Origin of the sequence: Segetibacter koreensis DSM 18137 (genome assembly GCF_000374045.1) — a bacterium.
GTDB lineage: Bacteria > Bacteroidota > Bacteroidia > Chitinophagales > Chitinophagaceae > Segetibacter > Segetibacter koreensis.
The window spans coordinates 80,567-107,401 of the sequence record NZ_KB893319.1; the positions used below are offsets into that span (position 1 = coordinate 80,567).

Sequence of the window (26,835 nt, forward strand, 5' to 3'; positions counted from 1 at the left end):
CTTGCATTCCTGCTTTGGTTAATCAAAATGAGTAAATCTCCTAAATAGATAATAGAATGTCGAACGGAGCGTCGCAACCGGAGCTGAATAATCTTTTCAAATGCCGGTAACAAAAGCTCTTTATACTTAACTATTCCTTTTCAAACTCATTTTTTAGCACGCTTCTAATTTCTACTATTGTTTCTTTTTCAAGATCTGTACGACGCTCAAGCTCTTCGGCTGTTAGATTTAGAACGCTACGCGCGGTATCACAACCAATACGTTTTAGCTCATCTATTATCCACGGCTCAATTTCATCACTAAATTCTTCAAGGTCAATATCAAACTCATCTACTTCACCTTCATTATCACGATAAACGTCTATTTCGAAACCGGTAAGTTCGCACGCCAGTTTTATATTGACACCACGACGACCAATAGCTAATGAAACCTGGTCGGGTTTTAGATACACACTTGCATGCTTAGTATCCTGGTCAATATCCATAGTGGTGATCTTAGCCGGCGTAAGTGATCTTTGTATTAAAAGATTAATGTTGTTCGTCCAGTTAATTACGTCTATGTTTTCGTTCTTTAATTCTCGCACTATGCCGTGGATTCGGCTTCCTTTCATACCTACGCAGGCACCTACGGGGTCAATACGATCGTCGAAACTTTCTACGGCTACTTTGGCTCTTTCTCCCGGATCTCTTACAATTTTTCGAACAACAATCAGGCCATCGAAAATTTCCGGAACTTCAATTTCGAGCAATTTAGCAAGGAATTTTGGACTCGTACGGCTAAGTATAATTACAGGCGTGTTATTTTTTAGATCAACTCTTTCTACAACTGCTCGTATACTTTCTCCTTTCTTGAAAAAATCACTTGGAATCTGCTCTGATTTTGGCAAAATCAATTCGCTTCCATCTTCATCCAATAATAAAACTTCCTTTTTCCAAACCTGGTATACTTCTGCGCTAACTATTTCTCCAATTCTTTCGCTATATTTTTTAACAAGTACATTTTTTTTCAGGTCGTTTATACGACTGGCAAGTGTCTGCTTAGCAGCCAAAATGGCACGACGGCCAAAATCATAAATATTTACTTCCTGATAAAGTTCCTCACCCACCTCAAAGTCCGGCTCAATTTTAATCGCATCGCTGTAAGCTATCTCGGCAAGAGGATCCATTACTTCTCCATCTTCTACAATCATGCGGCGGCGGATAATTTCGAGGTCACCTTTTTCAGCATTTACGATTACGTCGAAATTTTCATCGCTGGTAAATTTCTTTCTCAGCAGGGTTTTAAAAACATCCTCTACCACTTTCATCAGTGTAGGACGGTCAATGTTTTCAGCATCCTTAAATTCCTGGAATGCCTCTATCAGATTAATACTTGCCATAATTTTTCTTTAAATTCCAAAAAAATTAAAATCCCCAATTCTAATTTACTAATCTTTTTTCGGATGTGTTATTTTAAATTGAGATGTGTTTTTTAAAATTGAATTTGTACAGTTGCTGTCTTTATATTTTCAAAAGGAATAACAAATTGATGTGATTCTGCCTTTTTACCTTTTCCCGTTTTCTGCTCTATAATGATGTCTGTGTCTGTAACTTCTAAAAGCTTTCCTTCTTTTTCTGTAGCGTCATTAAAAGTAACAAGCAAATTTCTTCCTTTATTTTTAACGTACTGCCGATGCATCTTTAACGGTTCGTCAACACCTGGTGAAGAAATTTCCAATGAAAAATTTCCGTCTGGAAATATTGCTTTTTCTTCTAATTGTGCATACAACTTCCGGTTGTATTTTACACATTTTTCAATGGACATCCCTTCATCGCTATCAATAAAGATTTTAATATTATTAGTAGGCTTTATTTTAATTGAAACCAAAAAATCTCCTTGATCTGATGCAAGAAGGCTATTAACCATTGCTTCTATTTCTGCTATAACTGTCTCGTTAGCCATGTTAAATAAGAGAAGGGAACGGTAGCCGTTCCCTTCATAGTTTTTATTTCCACTGCAAATGTAAGAATAAGAGTATATATAATCCAAATTTCTGCTTCTACTTATGTCCTTTAATTTTATATTTTTCAGTTAAGTTTTTGTAAAAAACGTGAAAAACTCCCGTTTTTCTCTTATACCGGTACTTGTTACATACTACCTTCGTTAAATTATGTTTATACGATTATTATTTTGGTTCATTCTTTTTTATTTTCTAATCACATTTATAATGCGGGTAGTAATACCGGTAATAATGGCGACGAGAAACGTACGGTCTAAAATGAAGGAAATGGATGAAAATATGGATAATTTTCAATCTTCTTCTGGTTATTCATCAACTAAGAATAACACTTCTGGTACGACTACATCTAAAACGTCGACTTCTAAAGGAGATTATATAGATTTTGAGGAAATAAAGTAATTATTATTTGTCTTTTTTATTTCCAATTAATAAAATATTGGTGGATTTATTTTTCAAGTAAGGGAAGTCTTATAATCTTTCATATAGTTCTCTCAGCTTTACCCTCGTCATTATTTTTTCCCAATCTTTTCCAAGTGCGTTTTCCCACAGCGGTTTCATTCCCAGGCTTACGTTTATCATCGTATCAAATTCTTCGTCACTGAGGCCTTTACATATGCCCTGGGGTATTTCTACTTTACTCTTTTCTACCATCTGCTTAAATTCGGCTGTGCCTTCGGGATAATATTCTTCGAGATGATTCATTACAATGCAATTGCCAACACCATGTTTTGTTCCTAACAGAAAAGCAAGTCCATAACTCACCGCATGTGCTACACCTACCTGGCTATACGCAATGCTCATTCCTCCGGCGTAACTAGCCATCATTAGTTTATCATCACTTTCATTGTCCCATGTATTTTTTTCTAAAAAAACTTCTCTGCAAAGTTCCAATGCTTTTTCACCATAACTTTTACTAAATTCATTCAGGTAAGTACCCTGTAGACTTTCGATGCAATGAATATAACAATCCATTCCGGTATAAAAACGTTGATTAACAGGCACATTAGCTGCAAGTTCGGGGTCAAGAACAATCTGGTTAAAAGGTGTGAAGTCACTGTTCATCCCCAGCTTACGGGTCGGTCCGGTTAAAACGGTAGTTCTCGAGACTTCTGCGCCCGTACCGCTAAGTGTAGGAATACCAACTTTGTAAACTCCCGGGAATCTTACAAGATCCCACCCCTGGTAATCAGCAGACGATCCTGGATTAGTCATCATAAGGCTTACCGCTTTTGCCAGGTCCATTGTAGAACCTCCGCCTATGCCTATAACTCCACTGACCGTTCCAAACTCTTCTTTTAGTTCCCCGGCAATTTTATCTACATAGGTTGTTTTTGGTTCGTACGTAACATCTGCAAAAATCACTTTGTCCTTGCCTTGAACAGGGATTCTTTCTGTCAAAGCTTTTCCTTTAAAAAAGTGGTCAACAAGAAAAATCATCGGAGAATTGTCCTTTCGGTTGGGAGACAATATTTCATCTAGCTGGTCAAAACTGCCTCTGCCATATATGACATAATCAACCATTTTAAAATTCCGAAACTTACTCATCTTTTAATGTTTATCGCGCGAAATTACATCCTCATTACTATCATTTAGAGATTTAAGGAGATTATTAGAAAACAGTAATAAAAATATTATTACTCAATGCTCCTGTCTTGCTTAGCCCTATTTTCAATAAATATAAAATAATACAACAGCGGCGGTTCTGAAAACATGATAGTGTACATATATTCGCGTTATGGCTTTCGGTTGGAAAACACAGTTTGAAAAAAGAGTACCCTCAGATGGTTTAAGCAATTGGGAAATATTCAGCATTGCGCAACAGGCGTGCAAAGAACTGGATTGGGAATATTTGATTGTTGACGAAAGAACCTTCACTGCTACCACCCCCACTCACTGGACTTTAAGCGAGCAAATAATAAAAATAATAGTCGACAGCGATGAGATAATTTTTGAAAGCCAAAGTGAAAGCCTGGAACTGTACGAAGCGGGGCGAAATAAAAAAAATATTGAAGATCTATTGCTCCCTGCTTTTAAAAAAGCAAGAAGGCGAGTGTCTTATCAAGAGCTGCAAGTTGCAGCAAACGCACTAAAGGCAGAAACGCTTGCTCAAATAAGATCAGGTAACCGTGTTGCAAGCGAAAAGATGACCTTTGGCGTTAGAGAGCACGAAATGACCTTTATGCTAATTGCAGTAAAGCTGGTGATTTTTGCTGTAATGGTTTTAAAGGGCGTTGATTATGTAAACCCTGCAGTAAAAGATATAATCGGTTGGGGTGGAAGTGTAAAGTTGAATGTAACTGGCGGAGAATGGTGGCGTTTGATAACCGCACCTTTCGTGCATATTGGCATTCTTCCGTTGCTTTTAAATATGTTTGGCCTTTACTGGATAGGGCTGATGGTGGAGCCGATCCTTGGCAATTTCAAGTTTTTAATTGCCTACTTGTGTACTGCAGTTATTGCCGGTCTTGTAAGTCTGCTATGGTTGCCGGAAGGCGTAACAGCTGGTGCGTCTGGAGCTGTTTTCGGTATGTACGGGGTGCTAATTGCATTTGCAACAACAAGGTATATAAATAAAAAGTTTCCTACTGTTTGGCTTATCTGCATACTTGCGTATGCTGTTTTAAATATTTTTCTCGGTATGGAAGGAGCCAATGATAATGCTACTAACATTGGAGGATTGGTGGCAGGTATTTTTGTCGGCTACTTATTTTATTTCTTTCATTTTAAGAGAAATCTTGCCCGAGCCGGTGGATCAAGAATTAGCATAGAAATTCTGTTGATCACCGCAATGCTCGTGTTTTTTTACCTTAAGCAAAACGGAAAAGATGATACATTGAGATTTGAAAAAGAAATAATGCAGTTAAACCAGATTGAGTTGAAAGCAATGACACAAATGCAGCAGCTTCAATCAAAAACAAACGAGGAGGCTGCAAAGGTTTTACGAGACAGCGCTTTGCCACAATGGAAACATTTTCAGAAGGAGATCATGAAAACGGATGCCTTCAGGCTCGATGATGAATTTAAGCAGAAGAGAAAATTACTTAGCAGATACGCTCAATTGAGGGTGCGTCAAACAGAGTTAATATATAAATCAATAAATGAAGAAACTGATAAATATAACGCTGAAATTGATGAGGTTTCAAACAAAATAGATACAATAATAAACAAGTTAGGAACCTAGATAAGTTTTTCTGCTCTTGCCAGGTCTTCAGGCGTATCAATTTCTACTCCCATATATTCTGTAACAACCATTTTTATCGACACTCCATTTTCAAGATACCTAAGACATTCAATTTTTTCAGCGCTTTCTAATGGAGTTATTGGCCAATTGGTAAAGTTAAGCAGAGCTTCTTTTCTAAAAGCATATACCCCAATGTGTTCGTAATATGGTATTTTTAGTTCTGTGTTGCGAGGGTACGGTATTACTGATCGGCTAAAAAAAATAGCTTTCATATTTACATCAACAACAACTTTCACATAATTTGGATCTTCTATAAATTTTTGCTCTTTCAGCTGCTGCATCAGCGATGCAACCTGTACGCTATTTCCTTTTTCGCCTTCAAAAACTGCAAGCAATCTTTCTAACGGTTCTTTTTGCACAAAAGGTTCATCTCCCTGTACATTTACTACAATATCAAAATCCATTTCAGCAACGGCCTCAGCTATGCGGTCACTACCACTTTCGTGTTGCTTTTTACTCATTACCGCTTTGCCACCATTACCCGTTATTTCTTTATAAATGATCTCGCTGTCGGTGGCAACTATTACATCATCAAATAATCCTGTCGCAAGGGTATTGTCATGTGTATGCAGGATGACAGTTTTATCACCTAACTTCTGCATAAGCTTTCCGGGAAAACGGGTAGCCTCATAACGTGCAGGAATAAGCGCAACAGCAGAACCACGATTTTTTAAATTCGGCTCTGAATTTTGATCAGGTAAATCATGCTTCATACAGTAAATAAAATAAATCGTGGTTTTGCAAGCTTTATGAATTAAGCATTAATGGCATAACAAGCATCATTAATTCTTCGTTGTCTTCAGATTCGGTTGGTTTAATAATACCTGCTTTTGTTGACGTAGCTAGTTCAACCTTTACATCACTCGTTTCTGCTGCATTGAGCATCTCAATCAAAAATCGCGCATTAAAAGCAATCTGAAGGTCTTCTCCATCGTATTGGCAATTCATTCTTTCATTTCCTTCAAAGCTAAAATCAACATCTTGCGCTGCCATTTGCAACTCACTTCCACTGATGCTCAACGAAACCTGGTTTGTGCTTTTGTTACTAAACACACTCACACGTCTCAATGCACTCTGAAAATCGCTTTTACTTACTACTAATTTATATGGATTATCTGTAGGTATTACGACTTTATAATCAGGAAAACGCGCATCTATCAGTCGGCAAATAAGTTGCGTGGTACCATGAGTCACAAAAAGATGGTTGCTGTTGTAGCTTATCGTTAATTCATCTTCATTATCAGGCAATACATTCTTTAAAAGGTTTAAAGGCTTTTTCGGAACAATAAAACTTTCTGCTTTAGGACATGCGACATCTTTACGTTTATAACGAACGAGGCGGTGTGCATCCGTAGCCACAAACTGTATATAGTTTTCATTAAGTTCAAAAAATACACCTGTCATTGCTGGCCGCAGATCGTCGTTACTAACTGCAAACAACGTCTTGTTAATTGCAGTCACCAATGCACTGCTCGGCATAGTAAACGCTGTTGTATCATCAGAGCTGGGTTCTTTAGGAAAGTTATCAGGATTTTCACCCATTACTTTATACTTACCATTATCGCTGGTTATTTCTACAGCAAAATTATTATCTATATTAAAAGTAAGGGGCTGGTCAGAAATATTCTTTAAAGAGTCAATTAAAATTTTGGAAGGAATGCAAACTCTTCCGCTCTCTTTGCTTTCAACTTCCATTTGTACCCTCATTACCGTTTCCAGGTCGGTAGCTACGATATTTAGTTTTTTATTATCTATTTCAAATAAAAAATCTTCAAGTATCGGTAATACAGTATTACTGTTAATAACACCACTTATCTGCTGCAAATGTTTTAATAGCGATGAGGACGAAACAATGAACTTCATGTTTTTGATCTGGTTTAAATACTTAAGAAAACAAACCTACAGTAAAATGTTAATTGCACAAAGACCAGGTTTATTACAATTGGTGTAATGTGAATAACATGTAGTTATTGTTGTAAAAAATGTATCATCAACAGCATTTGTTGCCAAAGCTGAGCAAGTTTTTGAAGTCTCAAAATTCATAAGAGGTTTTAACAGAATAAATTCCATTTTCCTAAATATTGATGAAAAATTTTCTTTTTGTACCAGCATTTGTTTTTCATGAGCATCACCGTTGCGTCGCAATCACTTTATCATTAACTCATTAGTCAGCCTCAAATTAAGTTACAAAATGCTTTTAAAGTTTTAAAGAGTATTTACGTAAAGTCTTTATACAATATCCGTTTTTAATGAGACTTTTCCTGGATATCTTTAATTTTTCAGCACTTAATTTTGCTTAATGGTTTTAAGAAACAGGCTTACAAAAGAGCAGGCTTTACAAAAAATCAAACATTACTGCAGCTACCAGGAACGGTGTCACCGGGAAGTAAAAGATAAGCTTTACTCTTTTGGATTGAGGAAAAATGAAGTTGAAGAACTTGTTTCTCAACTAATAGAAAATAATTATCTAAATGAAGAAAGGTTTGCAATTCAATTTGCAGGTGGAAAGTTTAGAATGAAGCAATGGGGGCGAAAAAAAATACAGTACGAATTACAACAAAAAGGGGTAAACAGTTTTATTATAAAAATAGCTCTAAAGGAACTAGAGGAAAAAAAATACCTTGAAACGTTGCAAAAACTAGCCGCAGCAAAATGGAAAGCCTTACAGGATGAGAATAAGCTGGTGCGGCAATCTAAAACAAATGCATACCTTTTGCAAAAAGGATACGAGCAGGGAGTGATAAGTGATGTGCTAAAAAACCTAACTGCTTCTGTGTCTCTGTAAAAAATATCTACACATGTCATCTCTAACTTTTACAATAATCCAAACCGATCTTTATTGGGAGCAAAAAGCATTGAACCTGCAAATGCTGGAGGAAAAGATAAACCGTATACAACAAAAAACGGAAGTAGTGATACTGCCTGAAATGTTTAGCACCGGCTTTAGCATGAAACCGGAACAGTTAGCAGAAACAATGGATGGTGACACAATTAAATGGATGAAGCGTATTTCGTCTGAAAAAAAGATAATTCTGACGGGAAGTATAATAATCACTGAAAATGGTAATTATTATAACCGTCTTGTATGGATGCTTCCAAATGGACAAATGGGGTTATACGATAAAAAACATCTATTTGCTTATGCTAATGAGGACAAGCATTATACACCCGGTAACAAACGGCTGATAGCTTCGGTAAAAGGGTGGAAAATAAATTTACTCATTTGTTACGACCTTCGTTTTCCGGTGTGGTCAAGGCAATCAAATAAATCTTTAGAAGAAAATAGATTGGAATATGACGTTTTGATTTATGTTGCTAATTGGCCTGAAAAAAGAAGTCATATGTGGAAAACGTTGCTACAAGCAAGGGCAATAGAAAATCAAAGTTTTTGTATTGGTGTAAACCGGGTAGGCAATGATGGTAATGGCATTAAACATAGTGGTGATAGCATGGTTGTAAATGTGCTGGGAGAAGTTTTGTATCATAAAGCTGATGATCAGGATATTTTTACGATCACTTTGGAAAAAGAGGAACTCGATAAAATTAGGGACAAAATGCCGTTTTGGAAAGACGCTGACCAATTTAAAATTTTGCAGGATTAATTTAAAAATTATCAATAACGATGACGCAGGTACATATAGCAGAAAAAATATTTACAGGAGACGAGTGGCTTTCTAATCATGCAATTATAGTCGAAGATAATATTATAAAGGACATTATTCCTGGTGAGAGTATTCCTTCGGCTGGAAAAATTATCAATTACACAACCTGTTTTCTTGCTCCGTGCTTTATAGATATTCAGATTTATGGTGCTTATGGTTCTCTTTTATCGGTAGAGCCAGAGTGGGAGACACTCAAAAAGATGTATGATTATTGTAAATCGGGCGGCGCTAATTTTTTTCAACCAACTGTTGCTACAAACAGTTACGAAGTCTTTTATAAATGCATAGATGCAGTAAAAGATTATTGGAACAAAGGAGGAAAAGGTGTCATAGGATTACATATTGAAGGGCCATGGATAAATAAAGCTAAAAGGGGGGCTCACATTGAAAAATATATTCATTCTCCGACTATTAAGCAGGCAAAAGCATTGTTAGAATATGGAAAAGGTATTATCTCAATGATAACAATTGCGCCTGAAGTTTGCAGTACTGAAGTTATTAATCTTATCCAATCCTACGGAGTAATTATTTCTGCTGGTCATAGTAACGCAACTTTTGAGGAGGCAAATGAGGGATTTGATAAAGGCATTTCTGCTGCTACCCATCTATATAACGCTATGAGTTCCTTACAGCATCGCGCCCCTGGAATGGTAGGAGCTGTTATGATGCATTCAAATATAATGTCAAGCATTGTTCCTGATGGTTATCATGTTGACTTTGCCGCGATGAGCATTGCAAAAAAAGTTATGAAAGAAAGGCTTTTTTTTATAACCGATGCTGTTACAGAAACCACTGAAGGCCTTTATCCCCACCATCTAGAGGGTGACAAATATGTATCAAACGGAATACTGAGCGGCTCTGCTTTAACTCTGTCTAAATCAGTTAAAAACGCAGTAGAAAAAGCCGGAATTGAATTGTCGGAAGCTTTACGTATGGCAGGCCTATACCCGGCACAAGTAATGAGACTTAATGACAAGCTGGGAAAAATTGCTAAAGGCTATAGAGCTGAATTTGTTGCAATGAATGATAAACTGGAGGTAGTTGAGAAGTCAGCGTAAGGTATAATTAAAAATCCCGGCTAATGTAACCAGGATTTTTAATAATTATGATCGATAAGTTTATTAACCTAAAGCTACTCTCTTAAATTCAAGCACTTTTAACTCACTGTCAATGCTTTTTAGATAATCGCCAACAGTCTTGCTGGAATCTTTTACAAAAAGCTGGGCCGCTAAAGTATTTTCTTTAAAGAAAGCATTTAGTTTGCCATCAGCAATTTTTGAAATCATTTCGGCTGGTTTACCTGCCATTTTAGGATCTGCTGCAATTTGTTCAGTAACAATAGCTCTTTCTCTTGCTACTGTTTCAGTAGGTACAGCAGTAGGATCAACAGCTAAAGGATTCATGGCGGCAATTTGCATTGCTACGTCTTTCCCAGCTTCTACAGCAACTTTGTTTAGTCCAACCAATACACCCATGCGGTTTGCGCCATGTATATATGAAGCGACGTAAGGAGCATCAATTCTTTCGAAACGGCTAACACCTATTTTTTCGCCAATAGAAGCAAGTTTGTCATTTATAAGATCAGAAACTTTTGATCCGTCTACGGAAACTTCATTTAACTCTTCTGCACTTTTCACGTTGTTTCCAATAGCTGCGTCAGCAATACTGTTTGCAAAAGCAACAAAATCAGCATTTTTGCTTACAAAATCAGTTTCGCAACTGATAGTAAAAACAATACCTGTTTTGTTGTCAAATGTTGTTCTTGCCACAACCACACCTTCTTTTGCTTCGCGGTCGCTGCGTTTAGCCGCTACTTTCTGGCCTTGCTTACGCAGCCAGTCTATTGCAGCTTCAAAATCTCCATTCGTTTCTGTAAGCGCTTTACGGCAATCCATCATACCTGCACCTGTTGCCTGGCGTAATTTATTTATATCCTGTGCAGTAATTGTTGCAGTTGACATAATATGTAATTTGAAAATTAGATAATTTGAAAATGAAAAACCACATGGACACAAGGGACAACCGATGTGTCTGCTGTGCCTATGTGGTTATATAAAAAGACTTCAATGTATTTCTAGTCAGTACAAGTGGGCGATGCACGAATGATGAATAGTGTTTTTAAGCTGGTCAATAATAACAATAAAAAAGTTCAATTAGTAACCGCGCTTTGATTCATCACTAACTGACTATCTTGGACCACCGCCACCACCTTGAGGCCTGCGACTGGCACCACCTGGTACACGACGCTTTGGTTGGCCACCAGGACCGGCGTTTCCGCCACGGCTTCTTCCGCCACGTGCAGCTTCAGCTTCAGCTTCAGCCTGTAAACGTGCTGCTCTTTTTTCAGCTTCGTTGTCAGTATCCTCTACGTCATCATCTTTTGCGGCCTGGCGTTCAGCAAGACCTTCTGCAATAGCAGCAGCAATATAGTTTGTGACAATAGCTACCGATTTTGTAGCGTCATCGTTTGCAGGTACAGCAAAGTCAACTTTATTAGGGTCACAGTTGGTATCTACCATACCAAAAGTTGTGATACCAAGGCGCTTGGCCTCAGCAAGAGCGATATGCTCATGACCTATATCCACAAGGAATAAAGCGGCAGGGGCTCGTCCAAGCTGTGCAATTCCACCCAGAACTTTTTCCATCTTTTCCTTATCACGGGTAAGAGTCAAACGTTCTTTTTTTGTAAGGCTTTCAGCGCTGCCATCATTTAGCATTTTTTCAATGCTTTGCATTTTTTTCACGCTCTTGCGAACAGTATTAAAGTTGGTAAGCATGCCGCCCAACCAACGCTCTGTTACAAAAGGCATATTAACCTTTTTCGCAGCTTCGGTAACAATTTCTTTAGCTTGTTTCTTGGTAGCAACAAACATAATTTTTTTACCGCTCTTAGCAATACTTTTCATTGCGGCAGCAGCTTCCTGCAAGCCTTCTACTGTTTTGTTAAGATCAATAATATGAATGCCTTTCTTTTCAGCAAAGATGTAAGGCAACATCTTTGGGTTCCACTTCTTCTTCAGGTGGCCAAAGTGCACACCGGCCTCCAAAAGTTGTTGTTGTAGTGAAGTGTTATTTTCCATTGTAAATTATAGTTGAATGTTTTGAATATTTTTTAAGCATTACCAGTAGCTGTAGCAAAAACCCAAGGGTGGAAGCTAATAGCTCTCGCAGCTCATTATCTCTTACTGAACTGGAAGCTTTTTCTTGCTTTTTTCTTACCTGGTTTTTTACGCTCAACACTTCTTGGGTCACGCTTAAGCAAACCTGCAGCTTTTAGTGCAGGGCGTAACTCAGGATTTACTTCCAGTAGTGCACGCGCAATACCAAGTTTTGCCGCCTCAGCCTGTCCCTTCATTCCACCACCGGTAGCGTTGATTTTTACATCAAATTTATCAGCAGCTTCAATAGTTTTAAAAGGCTGTTCTACCTGGTTTTGCAGGTAAACCAGCGGAAAATATTCTTTATAATCTTTATCGTTAATTGTAATCTTGCCTTCGCCTCTGTTTAAGAAAACTCTTGTCACAGCTTCCTTACGACGACCTACGGCATTTCTTTGTTTTTCCATTGTTTTATATGCTTGTAGCTAATAGCTTGGTTTTTAGAATTTTAATTCCTTAGGTTGCTGTGCAGTATGAGGATGTTTGTCTCCGGCATATACAAATAATTTTTTATACATTTTACGACCTAAACGATTTTTAGGAAGCATGCCTTTTACAGCTCGTTCAACGATTACCTCAGGTCTGCGTTTGATTAAATCTTTAGCCACTTCCTCTTTTTTACCGCCAGGGTATCCTGAGTAGTTTAAATAGACTTTTTCATCCATTTTAGCGCCTGTAAATTTTACTTTTTCGCAGTTTGTAACGATTACGAAATCTCCACAATCAACGTGTGGAGTGTAGTATGCTTTGTTCTTGCCGCGAAGAACAGCAGCGATCTTTGCACAAATGCGACCGACGGTTTGATTAGTACCGTCTACAACATACCAGTTGCGTTGTACGGTAGCCTCGTTCGCAGATTTGGTTGTGAAATGTAGTTTGCTCATTATTTATATATAATTTAAAATGACACCGGCGCTATCCCACCGGTTTTGTAAAAATGAGCGCAAAGGTATGAGTATATATTTTGAAAAAACAAGATTTTTAATAGATTGTTTTCAACCTACCCTTATAACTAATTCATTTTCAATAAAAATTTTGTTGTTAAATTTTACTCTTCGTTTGGTGGCCCTGCTTTTTGCTTGCTGTTTAACTCGCGATTGATCACTAACTCTTACTCGCGATACTATTCCAGGAAGAACAAAATTCAGAAAACACGAATAAACATAATTTTTTGATCATCATTTTCATCTTATAAGTAACAGGAATAATTCAATAATTATCTAATTTTATAAATGCTTATTCATCTACACCCTGTTAATCCACAGCCACGGCAAATAAAATTGATTATAGAATGTTTGCTTGACGGAGGAGTTATTATATATCCGACTGATACAATTTACGGTCTGGGTTGCGATATCTTTCAGCAAAAAGCTATTCAACGAATTTGCCGCATAAAAAATATTGAACCACAAAAAGCACAACTAAGTTTTGTTTGCCACGACCTTAGTGACCTAAGCAAGTACACAAAAAGCATCTCAACTCCACTGTATCGTCTATTAAAAAACTATTTGCCTGGTCCATATACTTTTATATTGCCTGCCAGCAAAGAAGTGCCAAAAATTTTACAAAGTAAAAAAAGTACGATAGGTCTTCGTGTGCCGAATAACGTTATCGCAAATACAATTGTTGAACAGCTGACGCACCCCTTATTAAGTGCATCTTTACCAGGAGAGATGGTTGAAGAATATACTGATCCGGAACTTATGTACCAGAATTTTGAAAAACTGGTAGATATTGTTATAGATGGAGGGACAGGAGGTATGAAGCCATCCACCATTATTGACTGTACCAAGGAGCCTTATAAGGTCGTACGGCAGGGATTGGGCGAATGGACGGAAACTTCTTCAGTATAAAAATCCGGCTTTATTTTGTAACTAAACAAGCCCCGCTATTGCAGGGCCAGTTTAGTTATTTTACTTCTGGTGGGGTTTCATTTTCTTTTTGAGGAGGTTTTTGCTGAGTCGGCCTTGGTTGTGGCTTTGGTCGCTCTCCCGGTTTTTGTTGCGCAGGCCTTTGCTGCGCAGGCCTGCTTTGTTGAACTCCCGATTGCTGGTTTACTCCCCGTGGAGTATTTTGCTGCTTTGCCTGTTGAGCAACATTGGCAGGTTTTGCAACCGGCCTTTGCTGATTAGGATTAATACCTGGTCTCTGTTGGGTGCCTTGCTGAAGATTTTTTTGCTGGCTTTGTTGCTGTTGCCTGTTAGGCCTTGAAGCACCACTCTGGTTTACTTTTGATTCCTGTGGTCTTCTGTCACTGCCTCGTCCATCATTGCCCTGTTCTCTATCTTTACGGCGACGGCTGTTCTTTTCAAGACTTCGAAGACTTATCTGGCCTACAACATCTACAAACTCAGGCTCAACTTCCTTCGGCTTTGAACTTACAATTTCCACAGGCTCCAGCTCATCAGGTTTTAATCCCTGCGCATTCATTTTTTGAATTTCCTTTACACGAGCAATGGTGAGTGGATAATGCTTTGTACTGTCGGGCATTGTGTACCACATCAGGTTTTTAAAAATATCTTTTTTAACCAGGAACGCCGAACTGCGTGTAATTTGTATTACATCTGCATTATCAGGAAATTGTTGTAAAGCATCAAGGTAAGTATCCAACTCATAATTAAGACAACATTTAAGACGCCCGCACTGTCCACTCAGCTTTGTCTGGTTAATAGATAAATTCTGATAACGCGCAGCAGTGGTATTTACGGATTTGAAATCGGTAAGCCATGTAGCACAACATAATTCGCGGCCACAACTTCCAATTCCGCCTACTTTACCTGCTTCCTGCCTGGCTCCAATCTGCCGCATTTCGACTTTTACTTTAAATTCACTCGCATACATTCTTATCAGTTCTCTAAAATCTACTCTATCGTCGGCAGTATAATAGAAAGTAGCTTTTTTACCGTCAGCCTGTATTTCTACCTCTGCTAGTTTCATTTCGAGGTTCATTTTACGTGCCATTGCGCGGCTTCTCACTAGCGCCTCTTTTTCCCGCGCCTTATTTTCCTCCCATTTAGCTATATCGGTTTCTGTGCTTTTTCGTAAAATTTTCTTTATTTCAGGGCTAAATTCTTCAACTCCTTTTTTCTTCATTTGCAGACGAACAAGCTCACCGCTAAGGCTAACTTCACCCACATCAAAGCCGCTTACACCTTCAACGCTTACATACTCACCTTTTTCAAAATATTGCAATGTCGCATTTCTGTAAAATTCCTTTCGGCTGCCATTATTAAAACTTACTTCTACAATTTTACAAGTGCTTTCAGGGTCGCTGAAAGGCAAATTCATCAGCCAGTCATGTACATTCATTCGGTTACAACCACCTGTGCTGCAACCGCCATTACTTTTACAACCGTTAGGTTTTCCTGTTCCACAGCTTCCGCATCCCATAATATCTAAACATAAAAGATTAAAAAAAAACAAAAACAATGCTTATGAGAGAGGATTTATAGACAGCAGCAGAGTATACTCACTCAGTAAAATAACATGGTTCAATTGTAAAACATCAAATACTACAGAACCTTACATTTTTTCCTTGATATATAATATAGTATAGAAAAGGAAAAAGTATTAAAAAATCAAAAATAGTACTTGCACAAATTACATTTCTCAGCTTTTGCCTTCTTCAAACTATACCTGCTAGTCTTTTAATCTCATCATATTTACCAAAAAATCCTTTCTGGCAATCCTTAAATTCAAAAATAGTGATTTAAATTTTATACAGAGTCATAAAAAAGATGAATAAGGGTCAATTCATTATTGGAACTGATTGACTTAGCTGTTTCTGTGCAAATAATAACGACGCTTATAAATGAAGTAATGGGCCGGCATTTGATTTAAATGACCGGAAAAACAGTAAATTATAACTGTTCTTCCGGTCATGGTTTCTATTTGATTAAACCAAATCAATATCAAAGTTTACCAACTCTACAAACTCATCAAGTCTTTTATCAATATCTGTCCTCGTGATTTCTGTAAGTCGCTGCAGACCAAATTTTTCTACACAAAAACTCGCCATAGCGCTGCCCATTATTATGGCAGTCTTCATATTTTCAAAAGAAATATCTTTTGTTTTTGCAAGATGTCCAATAAAGCCGCCAGCAAAAGTATCACCTGCCCCTGTAGGGTCAAAAACATCCTCCAAAGGAAGAGCCGGTGCAAAGAAAACCTGGTTTTCATGAAACAATAAAGCACCGTGTTCGCCTTTTTTAATAATAAGATATTTAGGTCCCATTGTTAAAATCTTATTTGCGGCTTTAACAAGGCTAAATTCGTGGCTCAGTTCTCTTGCTTCGCTGTCATTTACCAGTAGCACATCTACCATTGTAAGTACATCTTTCAAGTCTGCAAGAGCTATCTCCATCCAAAAGTTCATTGTGTCCATTACAATCAACTTCGGCCTTTTTTTCATCTGCAGTATGACGCTTTTTTGTACAGCAGGCACAAGATTTCCCAACATCAGAAACTCGCAATCCTGGTAACTGTCAGGAACCACTGGTGTAAAACTTTCCAGCACATTCAATTGAGTTTCAAGTGTATCGCGGGTGTTCATATCCATGTGATAACGACCACTCCAAAAAAAGGTTTTTTCGTCTTTTTTTATTTGTACAGCCTCCAGATCCACTCCGCGGGCAGACAAGGCATTTAGTTCCTCCTGTGGAAAATCTCCTCCAACTACTGAAATCTGTTTAATCGGTTTTGTGAAATTAGAAGCGCTCCATGCTATATATGTTCCAGCACCGCCAATTATTTTATCTGATTTACCAAAGGGAGTCTCTATAGCATCGAAAGCCATTGACCCTACAACCACTAATGACATAAAAAGAATATTTTAAAAATTATTGCTTTTTGCGAAAAAAGCCTATTAAAACTTAATTGGCATTGGCACGCGAAACTAAAGGATTTTTTATAAAGCCGTCTAAAGAAGTATGTGAAGTGCTATCTAAACATTAGCTACTATTGTTTTTGGTAAGACCACTGTTTTTACTATATGCTTTTAAGCCAAATCTTTATTCAAAGTTAACAAGACTTAAAATTAAGGAGTTATACTTTTAATATCTTTGAACTTATACAAAGGAGAATGTGAATATGTCTAAGATTAAAACAACAGATAAGAACAGTAAGAGAGAAATAATAATTGTACAGGCAGCAAAGCTTTTTAAAGAAAAGGGTTTCAAAGCGGCGAGTATGAGAGAGTTGGCTACTGCAGTAGGAGTAGAGGCAGCAAGTCTGTATAATCACATTGAGTCTAAAAACGATTTGCTTAATGCCATCTGCATGAATGTTGCAAATCGTTATACTTCTAATATAGATAATATTGAAAACGAACGATCAACAGTTATTGATAAATTCGAAAAGTTATTGAGGTTTCATGTAAAAGAAATGTTGGTAAACTACGAGGAGGTGTATGTTACAGATCATGACTGGCGAAATATGCAAGAGCCTCACTTGTCAGAATACCGGGAAATGCGCAGAAACTACAGGAAACGTTTTGCAGCCATAGTACAACGGGGTATTGATGAAAAAGAAATAAAGCCAATAGATGCGAACACAATTGTAATGATATCTATAAATGCGATAGGAGCAGTGGACCAATGGCACAGAATTGTACACAAAGTCGACAGCCAGGACCTTGAAGACAATATTGTAACAATACTGGTAGATGGCATCAGAAATTAAGTAATTTTTGTAGAGAACGTATTGATAACAACTCAAAATCCTTTTGCCGATATTGACTTTTTTGAAACCCTAACTAAAAAATAACCTTATTTTTTGTCCAGTACCCTTAATTTTGCGAAATCTTTCGCCGAAATGTTTAAAACTTTATCGTCCAACGAGTCTATTTCTTCTTCAAAGAAAAAAATTATTGTATTAGGAAGCGGGCCAAATCGCATTGGCCAGGGTATTGAATTCGATTATTGCTGCGTTCATGGTTTGATGGCTATTAAAGAGTCTGGTTATGAGGCGATTATGGTCAATTGCAATCCTGAAACTGTAAGTACAGATTTTGATATTGCTGATAAATTATACTTTGAGCCTGTTTACTGGGAGCACCTGTGGGAAATTATTGAGCTGGAACAACCGTATGGGGTTATTGTGCAGTTAGGTGGACAAACAGCATTGAAGCTTGCAAAGAAGTTACATAAAAAAGGTGTAAGAATTATTGGAACTTCTTTTGATAACATGGATATAGCTGAAGATCGTGGTCGGTTTAGTGACCTTTTAAAAGAGTTAAATATTCCTTACCCTGAGTATGGAACCGCTTACACCGCGGAAGAGGCAATTGACGTGGCTAATAAAGTTGGTTACCCGGTATTGGTAAGACCTAGCTATGTTTTAGGTGGCCAAAGAATGCGTATTGTGATTAATGATGACGAAGTCGAAAAAGCGGTGGTAAGCCTGCTTAAACATATTCCAGATAATAAAATATTAATCGACCACTTTCTTGACCGCTGCCAGGAAGCTGAAGTAGACGCCATTTTTGATGGTGAAGACTTTCATGTGATGGGTGTAATGGAACATATTGAACCTGCAGGAATTCATAGTGGCGATAGTAATGCGGTCTTACCTGCCTTTAATTTAACTCCACTGGTTATTACAACTATGGAGTATTACTCTGAGAAAATTGCACGGGCATTAAATATAAAAGGACTTATCAACATTCAGTTTGCCATAAAAGACAATAAGGTTTATGTAATAGAAGCTAATCCCAGAGCTTCACGTACAACACCTTTTATAGCAAAAGCATACCAGATTCCTTATCTTAATATAGCTACAAAGGTGATGTTGGATGCTGCCAAACTTAAAGATTTTACCTTTGAGAAGAAGTTAACCGGCTTCGCCATAAAGGAACCTGTTTTCAGTTTTGATAAATTCCCGGGAGTTAGTAAAGAATTAGGTCCTGAAATGAAAAGTACAGGAGAAGCAATACGCTTCATTAAAGACCTGCGCGACCCTTACTTTCGTACTTTATATAAAGAAAGAAGCATGCATTTAAGCAAGTAAAAAAAGTTTAACTGTGCTGCCTTGCGAAGAGGTGGCACAGCTTTAACAGTTAATGCTTGTAATGCCAGCCTATCAATTATATTTCTGGAAAAAAATACCTTTTGTAAGGCTAATTATTCCTTTAATAGCAGGTATACTACTTCAATTTATTTTTGCTTTTTCTCCCTTTAACCTGCTAATTACAGCAGCGTTAGCAGTCTTGATAATTTTCGTTTTTTTCCTACTTCCTTTTGCTGTAAGGTTTACTCTTAGGTGGGTGCCCGGCATTTCTATAAATCTCTTACTTATTATAATTGGCGCATTTATCATTTATAATAAGGATATCACCAGGAAGCCAGGTTGGATAGGAAACCATACTACGGATAGTGTCTCAGTATTAGCGACTCTGCAGGAGCCATTAATTGAAAAAGCTAAAACATACAAAGCTTTAGCATCAGTTGAGGGTATTAATAGTAAGGATGGATGGAAAAACATAACGGGCAATGTGCTTATTTACTTCAGTAAAGACGGGATTAAGTCCAATTTGAAATATGGTTCGCAGGTATTGTTTTACAAATCGCCGCAGCAAATTAAAAACTCCGGTAATCCCGGCAGCTTTAATTACAAACAGTACAATGCGTTTCAGAATATCTATCACCAGGTCTTCTTAAAAAGTTCAGAATATGTTGTAACAAACACAACCAGGGAAAATGCTTTTAATAAATGGCTGTTGAATGTGCGATTTGCAGTTATAAAAAAATTACGCCAATATATACAAGGAGATCGCGAAGCGGCTGTTGCGGAAGCTCTTCTTATTGGCTATCGAAATGATTTGGATAAAGACCTTGTGCAGGCTTATAGCAATACCGGTGTTGTACATATCATCGCCATTTCTGGTTTGCATTTGGGTATGATTTACGGTGCCCTTATTTTTATGTTCAGGCCGTTTAAAAAGTTTTCATGTATAAAATGGTTAAAACCCATTTTTATCTTGTCTGTTCTGTGGGTTTTTACGGCACTTGCCGGCGGCGTGCCTTCCATTCTTCGCTCGGCTGTCATGTTTTCTTTTATTGTTTTAGGTGAAGCGATAGACAGGAAATCTTCTATTTATAATACACTTGCTGCCTCAGCATCTGTTATGCTATGTATTAATCCTTATTATTTATGGGATGTTGGATTTCAGCTTTCTTATGCAGCAGTTATCAGTATTGTAACATTTGCCAAACCTGTTTATAACTGGTTTTATATAAAAAATAAAATACTTGATATTTTCTGGAAACTTACTTCTGTTACTATTGCTGCGCAAATACTTACCGTGCCGATTATCTTTTATGTTTTTCACCAGTTTTCTAACCTGTTTATAATAACCAATTGCATAATAGTTCCGTTATCATCTGTTATTTTATTTGCTGAATTAGCATTGCTTACAACATCCTTTATGCCTATAGCTGCAAAGCTTATCGGCTTTATAACAAGCAGCATGCTTGCTTTTATGAATCGATTTATTGAATGGGTTAGCAGTTTCCCATTTGCCATTTACGATGGTATTCAAAACAATCTTTTGGAAACCTTTTTATTATATGTCTTTATTATTGGCATTTGTTACTGGTTATTGTACAAGAAAAAACAATCTTTATTTATTGGTTTATCCGCAATTCTTGTTTTTGTTATTGTTGATGCTTATGAAAATTTCATTTCAAGGCAGCAGCAGAAAGTGATTGTTTATAATATACCTCAGCATAATGCAATTGATTTTATCTCGGGAAAAAAATATGCTTTTGTGGGTGATACAACTTTATTGCATGATGAATACCTGCAAAATTTTCATTTAAAGCTATCAAGAACTCTGCACAGAATAAAACCTTTAAATAACTTAACAGGATTATATATGAGTTATCCTTTTGTTCAATTTCAAGGTAAAAGAATATTGTTGATAGATAAACCTTTAAAATTTAAAAGCCCTTCCAAAATTTTTCTTGACGCGATAGTTGTTTCACGTAATCCACGAATTTCTATTAGTGAGCTGGCTACTGTTTTTAATTGTAGACAGTTCATTTTCGATGCTTCTAACAGTACATGGAAAATCAGTCAATGGAAAAAAGATTGTGACAGCTTACATTTGCGAAATTATTCAACACCTGACCAAGGTGCCTTTGAATTAAATTTATAATAAAAGGTAAAAACTGCATCAACAGAATTACTAAAGTTGAACGGAGCGTCGCAACGATGTTTAACAGGAGTTTGCTCTGCTGGTGAACAAAAAAATTTCATTAGTCAATCTGCAAATCATGCAAAAGAAAATACAATCTGCACTTATTTCAGTTTTTTATAAAGAAGGTTTGGACATCATTGCCCGAAAGCTGCAAGAGCTGGGAATAACTATTTATTCTACGGGCGGTACGGAAAAATTTATTAAAGATCTCGGTATTCGGTGTGTTGCGGTTGAAAGTTTAACTACTTATCCTTCTATATTGGGAGGGCGGGTAAAGACGCTGCACCCGGCGGTATTTGGTGGAATTTTGGGTAGGCGAGACCTGGAGCAGGATGTGCAGGAAATGAAGCAATACAACATTCCCGAAATTGATCTGGTAATTGTTGACTTATACCCGTTTGAGGAAACCCTTGCATCTACAACAGATGAAAAGAAAATAATTGAGAAAATTGATATTGGCGGACCTTCTATGATACGCGCGGCAGCTAAAAACTTTAAGGACCTTGTAGTTGTTGCTGCGAAAGATGACTATGCAGCGCTGGAGAAATTGCTGGGCGAACAAAACGGTGAAACAACGATTGAGCAACGCAGGCAGTTTGCGGCAAAAGCGTTTGAAATTGTGATGAAGTACGATATCGCTATCAGTAATTATTTCAATCCTGGTAAAGCACTTTCTACCGAAGTTGCAACACAAAAAAAGTCTTTGCGGTATGGTGAAAATCCACACCAACAAGCAGTTTTTGAAGGTGATTTGGGTGAAGTCTTTACTCAATTGCATGGTAAAGAATTATCTTACAATAACCTGGTAGATGTGGGTGCTGCAATAGAATTGATTAAAGAATTTGAGGCATACCCAACAGAAGGAGAACAAGCAGATTCGGTGTTTGCCATTATAAAACATACCAATGTTTGTGGTATTGCATCACGAGCTACAGTGAAAGAAGCGTGGGACGCGGCATTGGCAGGTGACCCTGAAAGTGCATTTGGTGGTGTACTGGTTTGTAACGGTGAAATTGACAAGGCAACCGCAGAAGCTATTAATGAAATTTTCTTTGAGGTATTGATTGCTTATGATTTTTCGCCAGAGGCATTAGAAATATTGAAAAAGAAAAAAAATAAGATCCTTTTGCAATTAACAGGCTCAGTAGAAACAAAAGAGCAGTTTAAATCTGTCGTAAACGGCGTTTTAAAACAGGATAGCGATATAGGAAATTTTATAGAATGGAATGAAGTGGGAGGCAGAGCCACTACAGCATCTGAAAGAGCAGATCTGGAATTTGCTAATATTGTATGCAAACATCTAAAAAGTAATGCGATAGCCCTTGTAAAAAATAAGCAGTTGGTTGGCAAAGGCTGCGGGCAAACAAGTCGTATTGATGCAGTGCGCCAATCAATAGAAAAGGCAAAACAATTTAAATTTGATTTAAACGGTGCTGTATTGGCTTCTGACGCATTTTTCCCGTTTAACGATAGTGTGCAGATTGCACATGCCGAAGGTATTGAAGTATTCATTCAACCTGGAGGCTCAATAAGAGATAAAGACAGTATAGATTATTGTGTGGAAAATAACCTGGCAATGGTGTTTACAGCAATGCGACATTTTAAGCATTAATTGTCTGAACCGCATTTTGAATGAACTGGGATTTTAAGGAAATGATGAACTAATTGTAATTTTCCTTAAAATCCTTCAATTTCTTCCATTATTGTTCGATAAGCTTCTCGCCAACCTGTAAACATTTTATCAGTTCCTAAAAAGTGATTGTGCCAGATTGTTATAAATAATCCGTTTACTTCTTTTATTATTTTGTCGTAATATTTCATCTCGGCTAACGCTTCTTCAGGGCCATAATGTTGTTCGTAATAGGAATTGGCATCCATGTAACAAAAAGGATAAATAGTTAGAGAAGTAGTTTCTTCCTTTTGTAAATCGTACCAGGAATAAGGCAGGCAGTAGGAAGCCCTGAAGCCATTAATGCTGCCGTAACCCATTGAATAATCTTCTTCAATTTCAGCATTAATTAATCTTCTGTACGTGTCAGGCAAAGTGATGCGGATATAATGTTGCCTGCTTTTGTTTGCTTTCTTACCGGTAATTTTTTCAAGTATTTTTATTTCCTCTTGTAATAATTGTGGTTTATCCCCGCTTTGCCACGAAGGATGAATTCCTACCTCATATTTTGCTTTGTGGTGTTGAATTAAATTTTGTAATTCTTTTTTTCGGGGAAGAATGTTTTTATCATACCCTTTATTCAGCCGCGCTAATAGAAAAAAATACAACGGCTTACACTTGTGTTCCTCATGTAACTCATCTAACCATTTGTAACTGTCAAAAGGGTCTGTTTTATTTCCTAACAAAACCTGTATCCTTTCTTGTGCTTTTGACCATTTATTATTTACCATTGACTTTAGCAAGCCCCCTGCATTTCGTTGCCAGCCTTTGTTGACAAAACTCCACGCTATATCAATATCATAAGTAGGTAGAAAGTGAAAGATTTGAGGGGTGAGGTGCAGAGCAGGAAACTTTCTAAGTAACTCTTTTTTAAATGATTGCAACCACAGGTTTACTAAAGGAAGCTTTAAAAAATCTTCTTTGAATGCGATGCTGTTTTCGTGCGCATACCTTCCGTAGACGTCTGGTTTATAGGGCAGGTATTCTTCATAACGAGTTATTAAATAAAAAGATGCCGCGAAAATGTCGAAAGGAAAGTCACCTTCAGGAGTTTTAAAAAAAGCTTTTGATTTGTTTGCTTCAAAACAATCTATTTTCTGTGCTTTTATTTCTTTTTCAAACAATAAATCGACAGGCTTTATCCAGAATTCACCTTCTGAAATTTGTATATCAGAATAATTAATCTTAGCGCTTGTTGCCTCTTTAAAAAAAGTGTTATCAGTTGTAAGCTTATAATCGTTAATACCTATAGCATGTAATAAGGTAGAAAAAATATAATCTACCCGTGTTGAATGAACTTGGGTATAAACAAGTAGCTGCATCAAAAATTTTTAGAGATGCGGTTAAAATTACTAACAACGAATGAATGGGATGCTATGAAGGTATAACTAATGGGTTTCAGCTTGACGAAAAAGCTATTTCCCGTTTGCATTTCTTTCTTCCCACAACTGGTTGAAGGTTTTCTCACTGAAATTAAGATTACTTCGGTGCGTTGTCCAGCTTTTAAAAATTTTATTTATAACAAAATTCTTCATTTTTCCACTGCCCATGTTCATCATCTTCCGGCTGAGGCTTGCAGCCTTCCATCCTTTCCAGGCAACTTTTTCTCCTAATGATGCCATCCCAAATTCAACTGCTTCATGGCGGTTTTCAAGCAATAATTCATGAAGGTTTATTCTTACCGGGCAAACCTCGGTACAGTTTCCGCATAATGATGAGGCGTAGCTTAAATGTTTGTACTCATCCATGTCTTTTAAATGCGGGGTAATAACACTTCCGATCGGGCCGCTGTAAGTTGTTTCATAAGCGTGCCCTCCAATGTTTTTATACACCGGGCAGGCATTGAGACATGCACCACAGCGGATGCAATACAACGCTTCTCTTGTTTTAGCATTTTCAAGCAACTTGGTGCGCCCATTATCGAGCAATATCACATACATTTCTTCGGGACCATCAGTCTCTCCCTGCTGCTTTGGTCCGCATACAATAGTATTATATACAGTTACCCGTTGTCCAGTACCATAAGTAGAAAGTAATGGCCAAAACAAACCAAGGTCAGCCATTGTAGGAATGACTTTTTCAATACCTACTACTACTATATGTGTTTTCGGAAATGCACAGCTTAGTCGTCCGTTACCTTCATTTTCTGTAATAGCAATGCCACCTATGTCTGAGATAATAAAGTTTGCCCCGGTTACGCCCACTTCTGCCTGGATGAATTTTTCTCTTAGCTTCTTACGTGCAACCAATGTTACTTGTTCGGGCGTAAGATTAGAAGGTGTTCCCAGTTTTTCAGCAAAAAGTTTGGCAACATCTTCCTTGCTCTTGTGCATTGCGGGAGTTACAATATGGTAAGGGGGCTCTTCGTCTAGTTGCTGAATATATTCACCCAAATCTGTTTCTACACTTTCTATGCCCTGCTTTTCTAAAAATTTATTTAAATGAATTTCCTCGGTTACCATGCTTTTGCTCTTCACAACCGTCTTGCAGTTTTTTTCTGTACAAATTTTGCCAATTTCATCTAAAGCCTGCTCAGACGTTTCTGCCCATATTACTTTGCCTCCCCGTTTGGTAAACAGCATTTCAAATTGTTCCAGTTGTTGGTCAAGCGTTTCAATTGCCCGCCATTTTGCATTTTTTGCTCTTTCCCTTGCAACCATCAATTCAGAAAACTGCTGCTTACCAATAGGAACTACTGCGTTGTATTTGCTTATATTAAAATTAATCTTTCGTCGGTGTTCGTAATCAGCCGCCTTAACCGTGCTTTTTGCATTAAACGATTGGGAAGTTTCGGTCATAATAGTAAAGTCGTTTAGCCACTACCCTTAACAGTAATAGTTGAATGTATGATATGAATTAACTAAATTAAACAAAAGGTGAACATGAATGTAAAAATTGCCCCGAAACTATAAAATGAGGAAGGTTAGCGGTACGATATATTTAAAGGTAAATGTTTACTTCTCGATTGTAAGAAGAAGTTCTTTTTTATTAATACGTTCTATTTCGTTTAAAACTGCAAGTGATAATACAAGCCATAGTAAACCCAATGAAAAACCCGCAACCACGTCACTTGCATAATGAAGCCGCAAATATATACGACTGAGACCGATGAAGAATATAACGAATAACAATACCAAAGCAAACGAATAACGTGCTACTTTGTTTTCAACTCTTTTGGATGAGATATAAATTAAGAGGCCATAAAAAGTAAAACTCATAAGTGCATGGCCACTTGGAAAGCTAAGCCCTTTTGCCTTTTCGAGCAATGGGGCAAGTGGCCTTTCGCGATGGAAGAATTGTTTTAGCACAAGCATCAAGACTAAACTGCTTAAAGAAATGACAGGAATTTTAATAGAAAACCATCTTTTTTTAATAAGTAGAAAATATAAGATCAGTACAATATTAGCAGGTATTAGAAAATAATGAGATCCAAGAAATGAGAAAAATTGCATTACGTCAGTGTTAACGTTATTTACATGTTTTTTTAAGAGTCGAAATACGTCTTTATCAAATTTTTGTCGTTTTTCTAAAAATACCATGTTGGTAATAAATCCGAAAGTAACAAGAGCAGTAAAAAAAGCTGCCAGCGCTGCAGCTAACTCAAGAGACAACCAACCAATTCTTCCCAAAAAGCTTTTAATACTTTTTTTTAAACGCCGGGTCATACTGCTACTTCTCCTTATAGACATCGTATTCCTGATGTCAATATTTAGTTTAATTACTATTATTTATTCAGATTAAATAATGATAACCATCATCGTTGCCAATTATTAATAAAAATGTGCTACCATTGTTTGGTATTCTTTAATCACCCTAAACATTCTACAACAATTATCCATCCAAACACGATTGCCATGTTTTTTTGAGCTAAAAGTGTTTAAAATTGTTTTTTGGCACGGTTGTGGTTTTT

The 26,835-nt window shown here is 37.2% G+C and carries 24 protein-coding genes; 10 read left to right on the top strand and 14 right to left on the bottom strand.

Annotated features, from left to right (window positions below; translation table 11 throughout):
• Positions 1-130: 130 nt before the first annotated feature.
• Complete coding sequence (gene nusA, locus B154_RS0107410) at positions 131-1,378, bottom strand: transcription termination factor NusA (RefSeq protein ID WP_018613031.1); 1,248 nt, start codon at positions 1,376-1,378, stop codon at positions 131-133.
• A 92-nt stretch (positions 1,379-1,470) separates the two neighbouring features.
• On the bottom strand, positions 1,471-2,028 hold the full coding sequence (locus B154_RS0107415; RefSeq protein WP_018613033.1) for a ribosome maturation factor RimP: 558 nt from the start codon (positions 2,026-2,028) through the stop codon (positions 1,471-1,473).
• A gap of 178 nt (positions 2,029-2,206) precedes the next feature.
• Here B154_RS0107415 and B154_RS0107420 point away from each other — a divergent pair, with 178 nt between their 5' ends.
• The gene (locus tag B154_RS0107420) at positions 2,207-2,398 is read left to right on the top strand and encodes a hypothetical protein (RefSeq protein WP_157580548.1); all 192 of its coding nucleotides are present in this window, start codon (positions 2,207-2,209) and stop codon (positions 2,396-2,398) included.
• A 69-nt stretch (positions 2,399-2,467) separates the two neighbouring features.
• Here the strand turns inward: B154_RS0107420 and B154_RS0107425 are convergent, their stop codons facing one another.
• Positions 2,468-3,544, bottom strand: a complete 1,077-nt coding sequence (locus B154_RS0107425) for an iron-containing alcohol dehydrogenase family protein (protein WP_018613038.1) — start codon at positions 3,542-3,544, stop codon at positions 2,468-2,470.
• A 190-nt stretch (positions 3,545-3,734) separates the two neighbouring features.
• Here B154_RS0107425 and B154_RS0107430 point away from each other — a divergent pair, with 190 nt between their 5' ends.
• Positions 3,735-5,180, top strand: a complete 1,446-nt coding sequence (locus tag B154_RS0107430) for a rhomboid family intramembrane serine protease (RefSeq protein WP_018613041.1) — start codon at positions 3,735-3,737, stop codon at positions 5,178-5,180.
• Here B154_RS0107430 and kdsB read toward each other — a convergent pair.
• Both kdsB and dnaN read right to left on the bottom strand, forming a co-directional pair.
• Positions 5,177-5,953 carry a 3-deoxy-manno-octulosonate cytidylyltransferase gene (gene kdsB / locus B154_RS0107435; protein WP_018613043.1) on the bottom strand — a complete coding sequence of 259 codons (777 nt, stop codon included), beginning with the start codon at positions 5,951-5,953 and terminating at the stop codon, positions 5,177-5,179. The two genes, B154_RS0107430 and kdsB, sit on opposite strands and share 4 nt — an antisense overlap.
• Before the next feature lie 34 nt (positions 5,954-5,987).
• Positions 5,988-7,103, bottom strand: coding sequence for a DNA polymerase III subunit beta (gene dnaN / locus B154_RS0107440; RefSeq protein WP_018613045.1), 1,116 nt, complete (start codon positions 7,101-7,103; stop codon positions 5,988-5,990).
• Positions 7,104-7,539: 436 nt separating this feature from the next.
• On the opposite strand from dnaN, the gene B154_RS0107450 reads away from it, so the two are divergent.
• From B154_RS0107450 to nagA, 3 genes are read left to right on the top strand one after another with little or no spacing between them, the layout of a single operon-like run.
• A complete protein-coding gene (locus B154_RS0107450) occupies positions 7,540-8,025 on the top strand; it encodes a regulatory protein RecX (RefSeq protein WP_018613050.1) in 486 nt (161 codons plus the stop codon).
• Positions 8,026-8,038: 13 nt separating this feature from the next.
• Positions 8,039-8,842 (top strand): amidohydrolase, encoded by an 804-nt coding sequence (locus tag B154_RS0107455; protein WP_018613053.1) that lies wholly within the window; start codon positions 8,039-8,041, stop codon positions 8,840-8,842.
• Between the two features lie 20 nt (positions 8,843-8,862).
• Positions 8,863-9,960, top strand: coding sequence for an N-acetylglucosamine-6-phosphate deacetylase (nagA, locus tag B154_RS0107460; protein ID WP_018613055.1), 1,098 nt, complete (start codon positions 8,863-8,865; stop codon positions 9,958-9,960).
• Positions 9,961-10,023: 63 nt separating this feature from the next.
• Here nagA and tsf read toward each other — a convergent pair whose 3' ends face one another.
• The 4 genes from tsf to rplM all read right to left on the bottom strand — a co-directional run bounded on the left by tsf (position 10,024) and on the right by rplM (position 12,944).
• Positions 10,024-10,863 carry a translation elongation factor Ts gene (gene tsf / locus B154_RS0107465; RefSeq protein ID WP_018613057.1) on the bottom strand — a complete coding sequence of 280 codons (840 nt, stop codon included), beginning with the start codon at positions 10,861-10,863 and terminating at the stop codon, positions 10,024-10,026.
• A gap of 225 nt (positions 10,864-11,088) precedes the next feature.
• Positions 11,089-11,982, bottom strand: a complete 894-nt coding sequence (gene rpsB / locus B154_RS27905; protein ID WP_018613058.1) for a 30S ribosomal protein S2 — start codon at positions 11,980-11,982, stop codon at positions 11,089-11,091.
• Positions 11,983-12,077: 95 nt separating this feature from the next.
• Complete coding sequence (gene rpsI, locus B154_RS0107475; RefSeq protein ID WP_018613060.1) at positions 12,078-12,467, bottom strand: 30S ribosomal protein S9; 390 nt, start codon at positions 12,465-12,467, stop codon at positions 12,078-12,080.
• 33 nt (positions 12,468-12,500) lie between these two features.
• A complete protein-coding gene (gene rplM / locus B154_RS0107480) occupies positions 12,501-12,944 on the bottom strand; it encodes a 50S ribosomal protein L13 (protein ID WP_018613062.1) in 444 nt (147 codons plus the stop codon).
• Between the two features lie 348 nt (positions 12,945-13,292).
• Here rplM and B154_RS0107485 point away from each other — a divergent pair, with 348 nt between their 5' ends.
• Entirely contained in the window at positions 13,293-13,913 is a 621-nt protein-coding gene (locus B154_RS0107485; RefSeq protein WP_018613063.1) for an L-threonylcarbamoyladenylate synthase, read from the top strand.
• A 55-nt stretch (positions 13,914-13,968) separates the two neighbouring features.
• On the opposite strand, the gene ricT is transcribed toward B154_RS0107485, so the two are convergent.
• Entirely contained in the window at positions 13,969-15,450 is a 1,482-nt protein-coding gene (gene ricT / locus B154_RS0107490) for a regulatory iron-sulfur-containing complex subunit RicT (RefSeq protein ID WP_018613066.1), read from the bottom strand.
• Positions 15,451-15,955: 505 nt separating this feature from the next.
• Positions 15,956-16,879 (bottom strand): PfkB family carbohydrate kinase, encoded by a 924-nt coding sequence (locus B154_RS0107495; protein ID WP_018613067.1) that lies wholly within the window; start codon positions 16,877-16,879, stop codon positions 15,956-15,958.
• Between the two features lie 269 nt (positions 16,880-17,148).
• Between B154_RS0107495 and B154_RS0107500 the strand changes: the two genes are divergently transcribed.
• The 4 genes from B154_RS0107500 to purH all read left to right on the top strand — a co-directional run bounded on the left by B154_RS0107500 (position 17,149) and on the right by purH (position 22,868).
• A complete protein-coding gene (locus B154_RS0107500) occupies positions 17,149-17,739 on the top strand; it encodes a TetR/AcrR family transcriptional regulator (protein WP_018613069.1) in 591 nt (196 codons plus the stop codon).
• 132 nt (positions 17,740-17,871) lie between these two features.
• Positions 17,872-19,065, top strand: coding sequence for a carbamoyl phosphate synthase preATP-grasp domain-containing protein (locus tag B154_RS27910; protein WP_083934933.1), 1,194 nt, complete (start codon positions 17,872-17,874; stop codon positions 19,063-19,065).
• A gap of 61 nt (positions 19,066-19,126) precedes the next feature.
• Positions 19,127-21,214 carry a ComEC/Rec2 family competence protein gene (locus B154_RS0107510; RefSeq protein WP_026260034.1) on the top strand — a complete coding sequence of 696 codons (2,088 nt, stop codon included), beginning with the start codon at positions 19,127-19,129 and terminating at the stop codon, positions 21,212-21,214.
• Positions 21,215-21,332: 118 nt separating this feature from the next.
• Positions 21,333-22,868, top strand: a complete 1,536-nt coding sequence (gene purH, locus B154_RS0107515) for a bifunctional phosphoribosylaminoimidazolecarboxamide formyltransferase/IMP cyclohydrolase (RefSeq protein WP_018613075.1) — start codon at positions 21,333-21,335, stop codon at positions 22,866-22,868.
• 65 nt (positions 22,869-22,933) lie between these two features.
• Here purH and B154_RS0107520 read toward each other — a convergent pair whose 3' ends face one another.
• The 3 genes from B154_RS0107520 to B154_RS0107530 all read right to left on the bottom strand — a co-directional run bounded on the left by B154_RS0107520 (position 22,934) and on the right by B154_RS0107530 (position 26,614).
• Entirely contained in the window at positions 22,934-24,247 is a 1,314-nt protein-coding gene (locus B154_RS0107520) for a polysaccharide deacetylase family protein (RefSeq protein ID WP_018613077.1), read from the bottom strand.
• A gap of 93 nt (positions 24,248-24,340) precedes the next feature.
• Entirely contained in the window at positions 24,341-25,723 is a 1,383-nt protein-coding gene (locus B154_RS0107525) for a LutB/LldF family L-lactate oxidation iron-sulfur protein (protein WP_018613078.1), read from the bottom strand.
• 156 nt (positions 25,724-25,879) lie between these two features.
• On the bottom strand, positions 25,880-26,614 hold the full coding sequence (locus B154_RS0107530) for a phosphatase PAP2 family protein (RefSeq protein ID WP_018613080.1): 735 nt from the start codon (positions 26,612-26,614) through the stop codon (positions 25,880-25,882).
• Between the last annotated feature and the right edge of the window lie 221 nt (positions 26,615-26,835).

Coding starts and splice junctions, on each gene's coding strand:
- nusA (WP_018613031.1), bottom strand. CDS start 1,378: ATGGCAAGTATTAATCTGATAGAGGCATTCCAGGAATTTAAGGATGCT.
- B154_RS0107420 (WP_157580548.1), top strand. CDS start 2,207: ATGCGGGTAGTAATACCGGTAATAATGGCGACGAGAAACGTACGGTCT.
- B154_RS0107425 (WP_018613038.1), bottom strand. CDS start 3,544: ATGAGTAAGTTTCGGAATTTTAAAATGGTTGATTATGTCATATATGGC.
- B154_RS0107430 (WP_018613041.1), top strand. CDS start 3,735: ATGGCTTTCGGTTGGAAAACACAGTTTGAAAAAAGAGTACCCTCAGAT.
- kdsB (WP_018613043.1), bottom strand. CDS start 5,953: ATGAAGCATGATTTACCTGATCAAAATTCAGAGCCGAATTTAAAAAAT.
- dnaN (WP_018613045.1), bottom strand. CDS start 7,103: ATGAAGTTCATTGTTTCGTCCTCATCGCTATTAAAACATTTGCAGCAG.
- B154_RS0107450 (WP_018613050.1), top strand. CDS start 7,540: ATGGTTTTAAGAAACAGGCTTACAAAAGAGCAGGCTTTACAAAAAATC.
- B154_RS0107455 (WP_018613053.1), top strand. CDS start 8,039: ATGTCATCTCTAACTTTTACAATAATCCAAACCGATCTTTATTGGGAG.
- nagA (WP_018613055.1), top strand. CDS start 8,863: ATGACGCAGGTACATATAGCAGAAAAAATATTTACAGGAGACGAGTGG.
- tsf (WP_018613057.1), bottom strand. CDS start 10,863: ATGTCAACTGCAACAATTACTGCACAGGATATAAATAAATTACGCCAG.
- rpsB (WP_018613058.1), bottom strand. CDS start 11,982: ATGGAAAATAACACTTCACTACAACAACAACTTTTGGAGGCCGGTGTG.
- rpsI (WP_018613060.1), bottom strand. CDS start 12,467: ATGGAAAAACAAAGAAATGCCGTAGGTCGTCGTAAGGAAGCTGTGACA.
- rplM (WP_018613062.1), bottom strand. CDS start 12,944: ATGAGCAAACTACATTTCACAACCAAATCTGCGAACGAGGCTACCGTA.
- B154_RS0107485 (WP_018613063.1), top strand. CDS start 13,293: ATGCTTATTCATCTACACCCTGTTAATCCACAGCCACGGCAAATAAAA.
- ricT (WP_018613066.1), bottom strand. CDS start 15,450: ATGGGATGCGGAAGCTGTGGAACAGGAAAACCTAACGGTTGTAAAAGT.
- B154_RS0107495 (WP_018613067.1), bottom strand. CDS start 16,879: ATGTCATTAGTGGTTGTAGGGTCAATGGCTTTCGATGCTATAGAGACT.
- B154_RS0107500 (WP_018613069.1), top strand. CDS start 17,149: ATGTCTAAGATTAAAACAACAGATAAGAACAGTAAGAGAGAAATAATA.
- B154_RS27910 (WP_083934933.1), top strand. CDS start 17,872: ATGTTTAAAACTTTATCGTCCAACGAGTCTATTTCTTCTTCAAAGAAA.
- B154_RS0107510 (WP_026260034.1), top strand. CDS start 19,127: ATGCCAGCCTATCAATTATATTTCTGGAAAAAAATACCTTTTGTAAGG.
- purH (WP_018613075.1), top strand. CDS start 21,333: ATGCAAAAGAAAATACAATCTGCACTTATTTCAGTTTTTTATAAAGAA.
- B154_RS0107520 (WP_018613077.1), bottom strand. CDS start 24,247: ATGCAGCTACTTGTTTATACCCAAGTTCATTCAACACGGGTAGATTAT.
- B154_RS0107525 (WP_018613078.1), bottom strand. CDS start 25,723: ATGACCGAAACTTCCCAATCGTTTAATGCAAAAAGCACGGTTAAGGCG.
- B154_RS0107530 (WP_018613080.1), bottom strand. CDS start 26,614: ATGTCTATAAGGAGAAGTAGCAGTATGACCCGGCGTTTAAAAAAAAGT.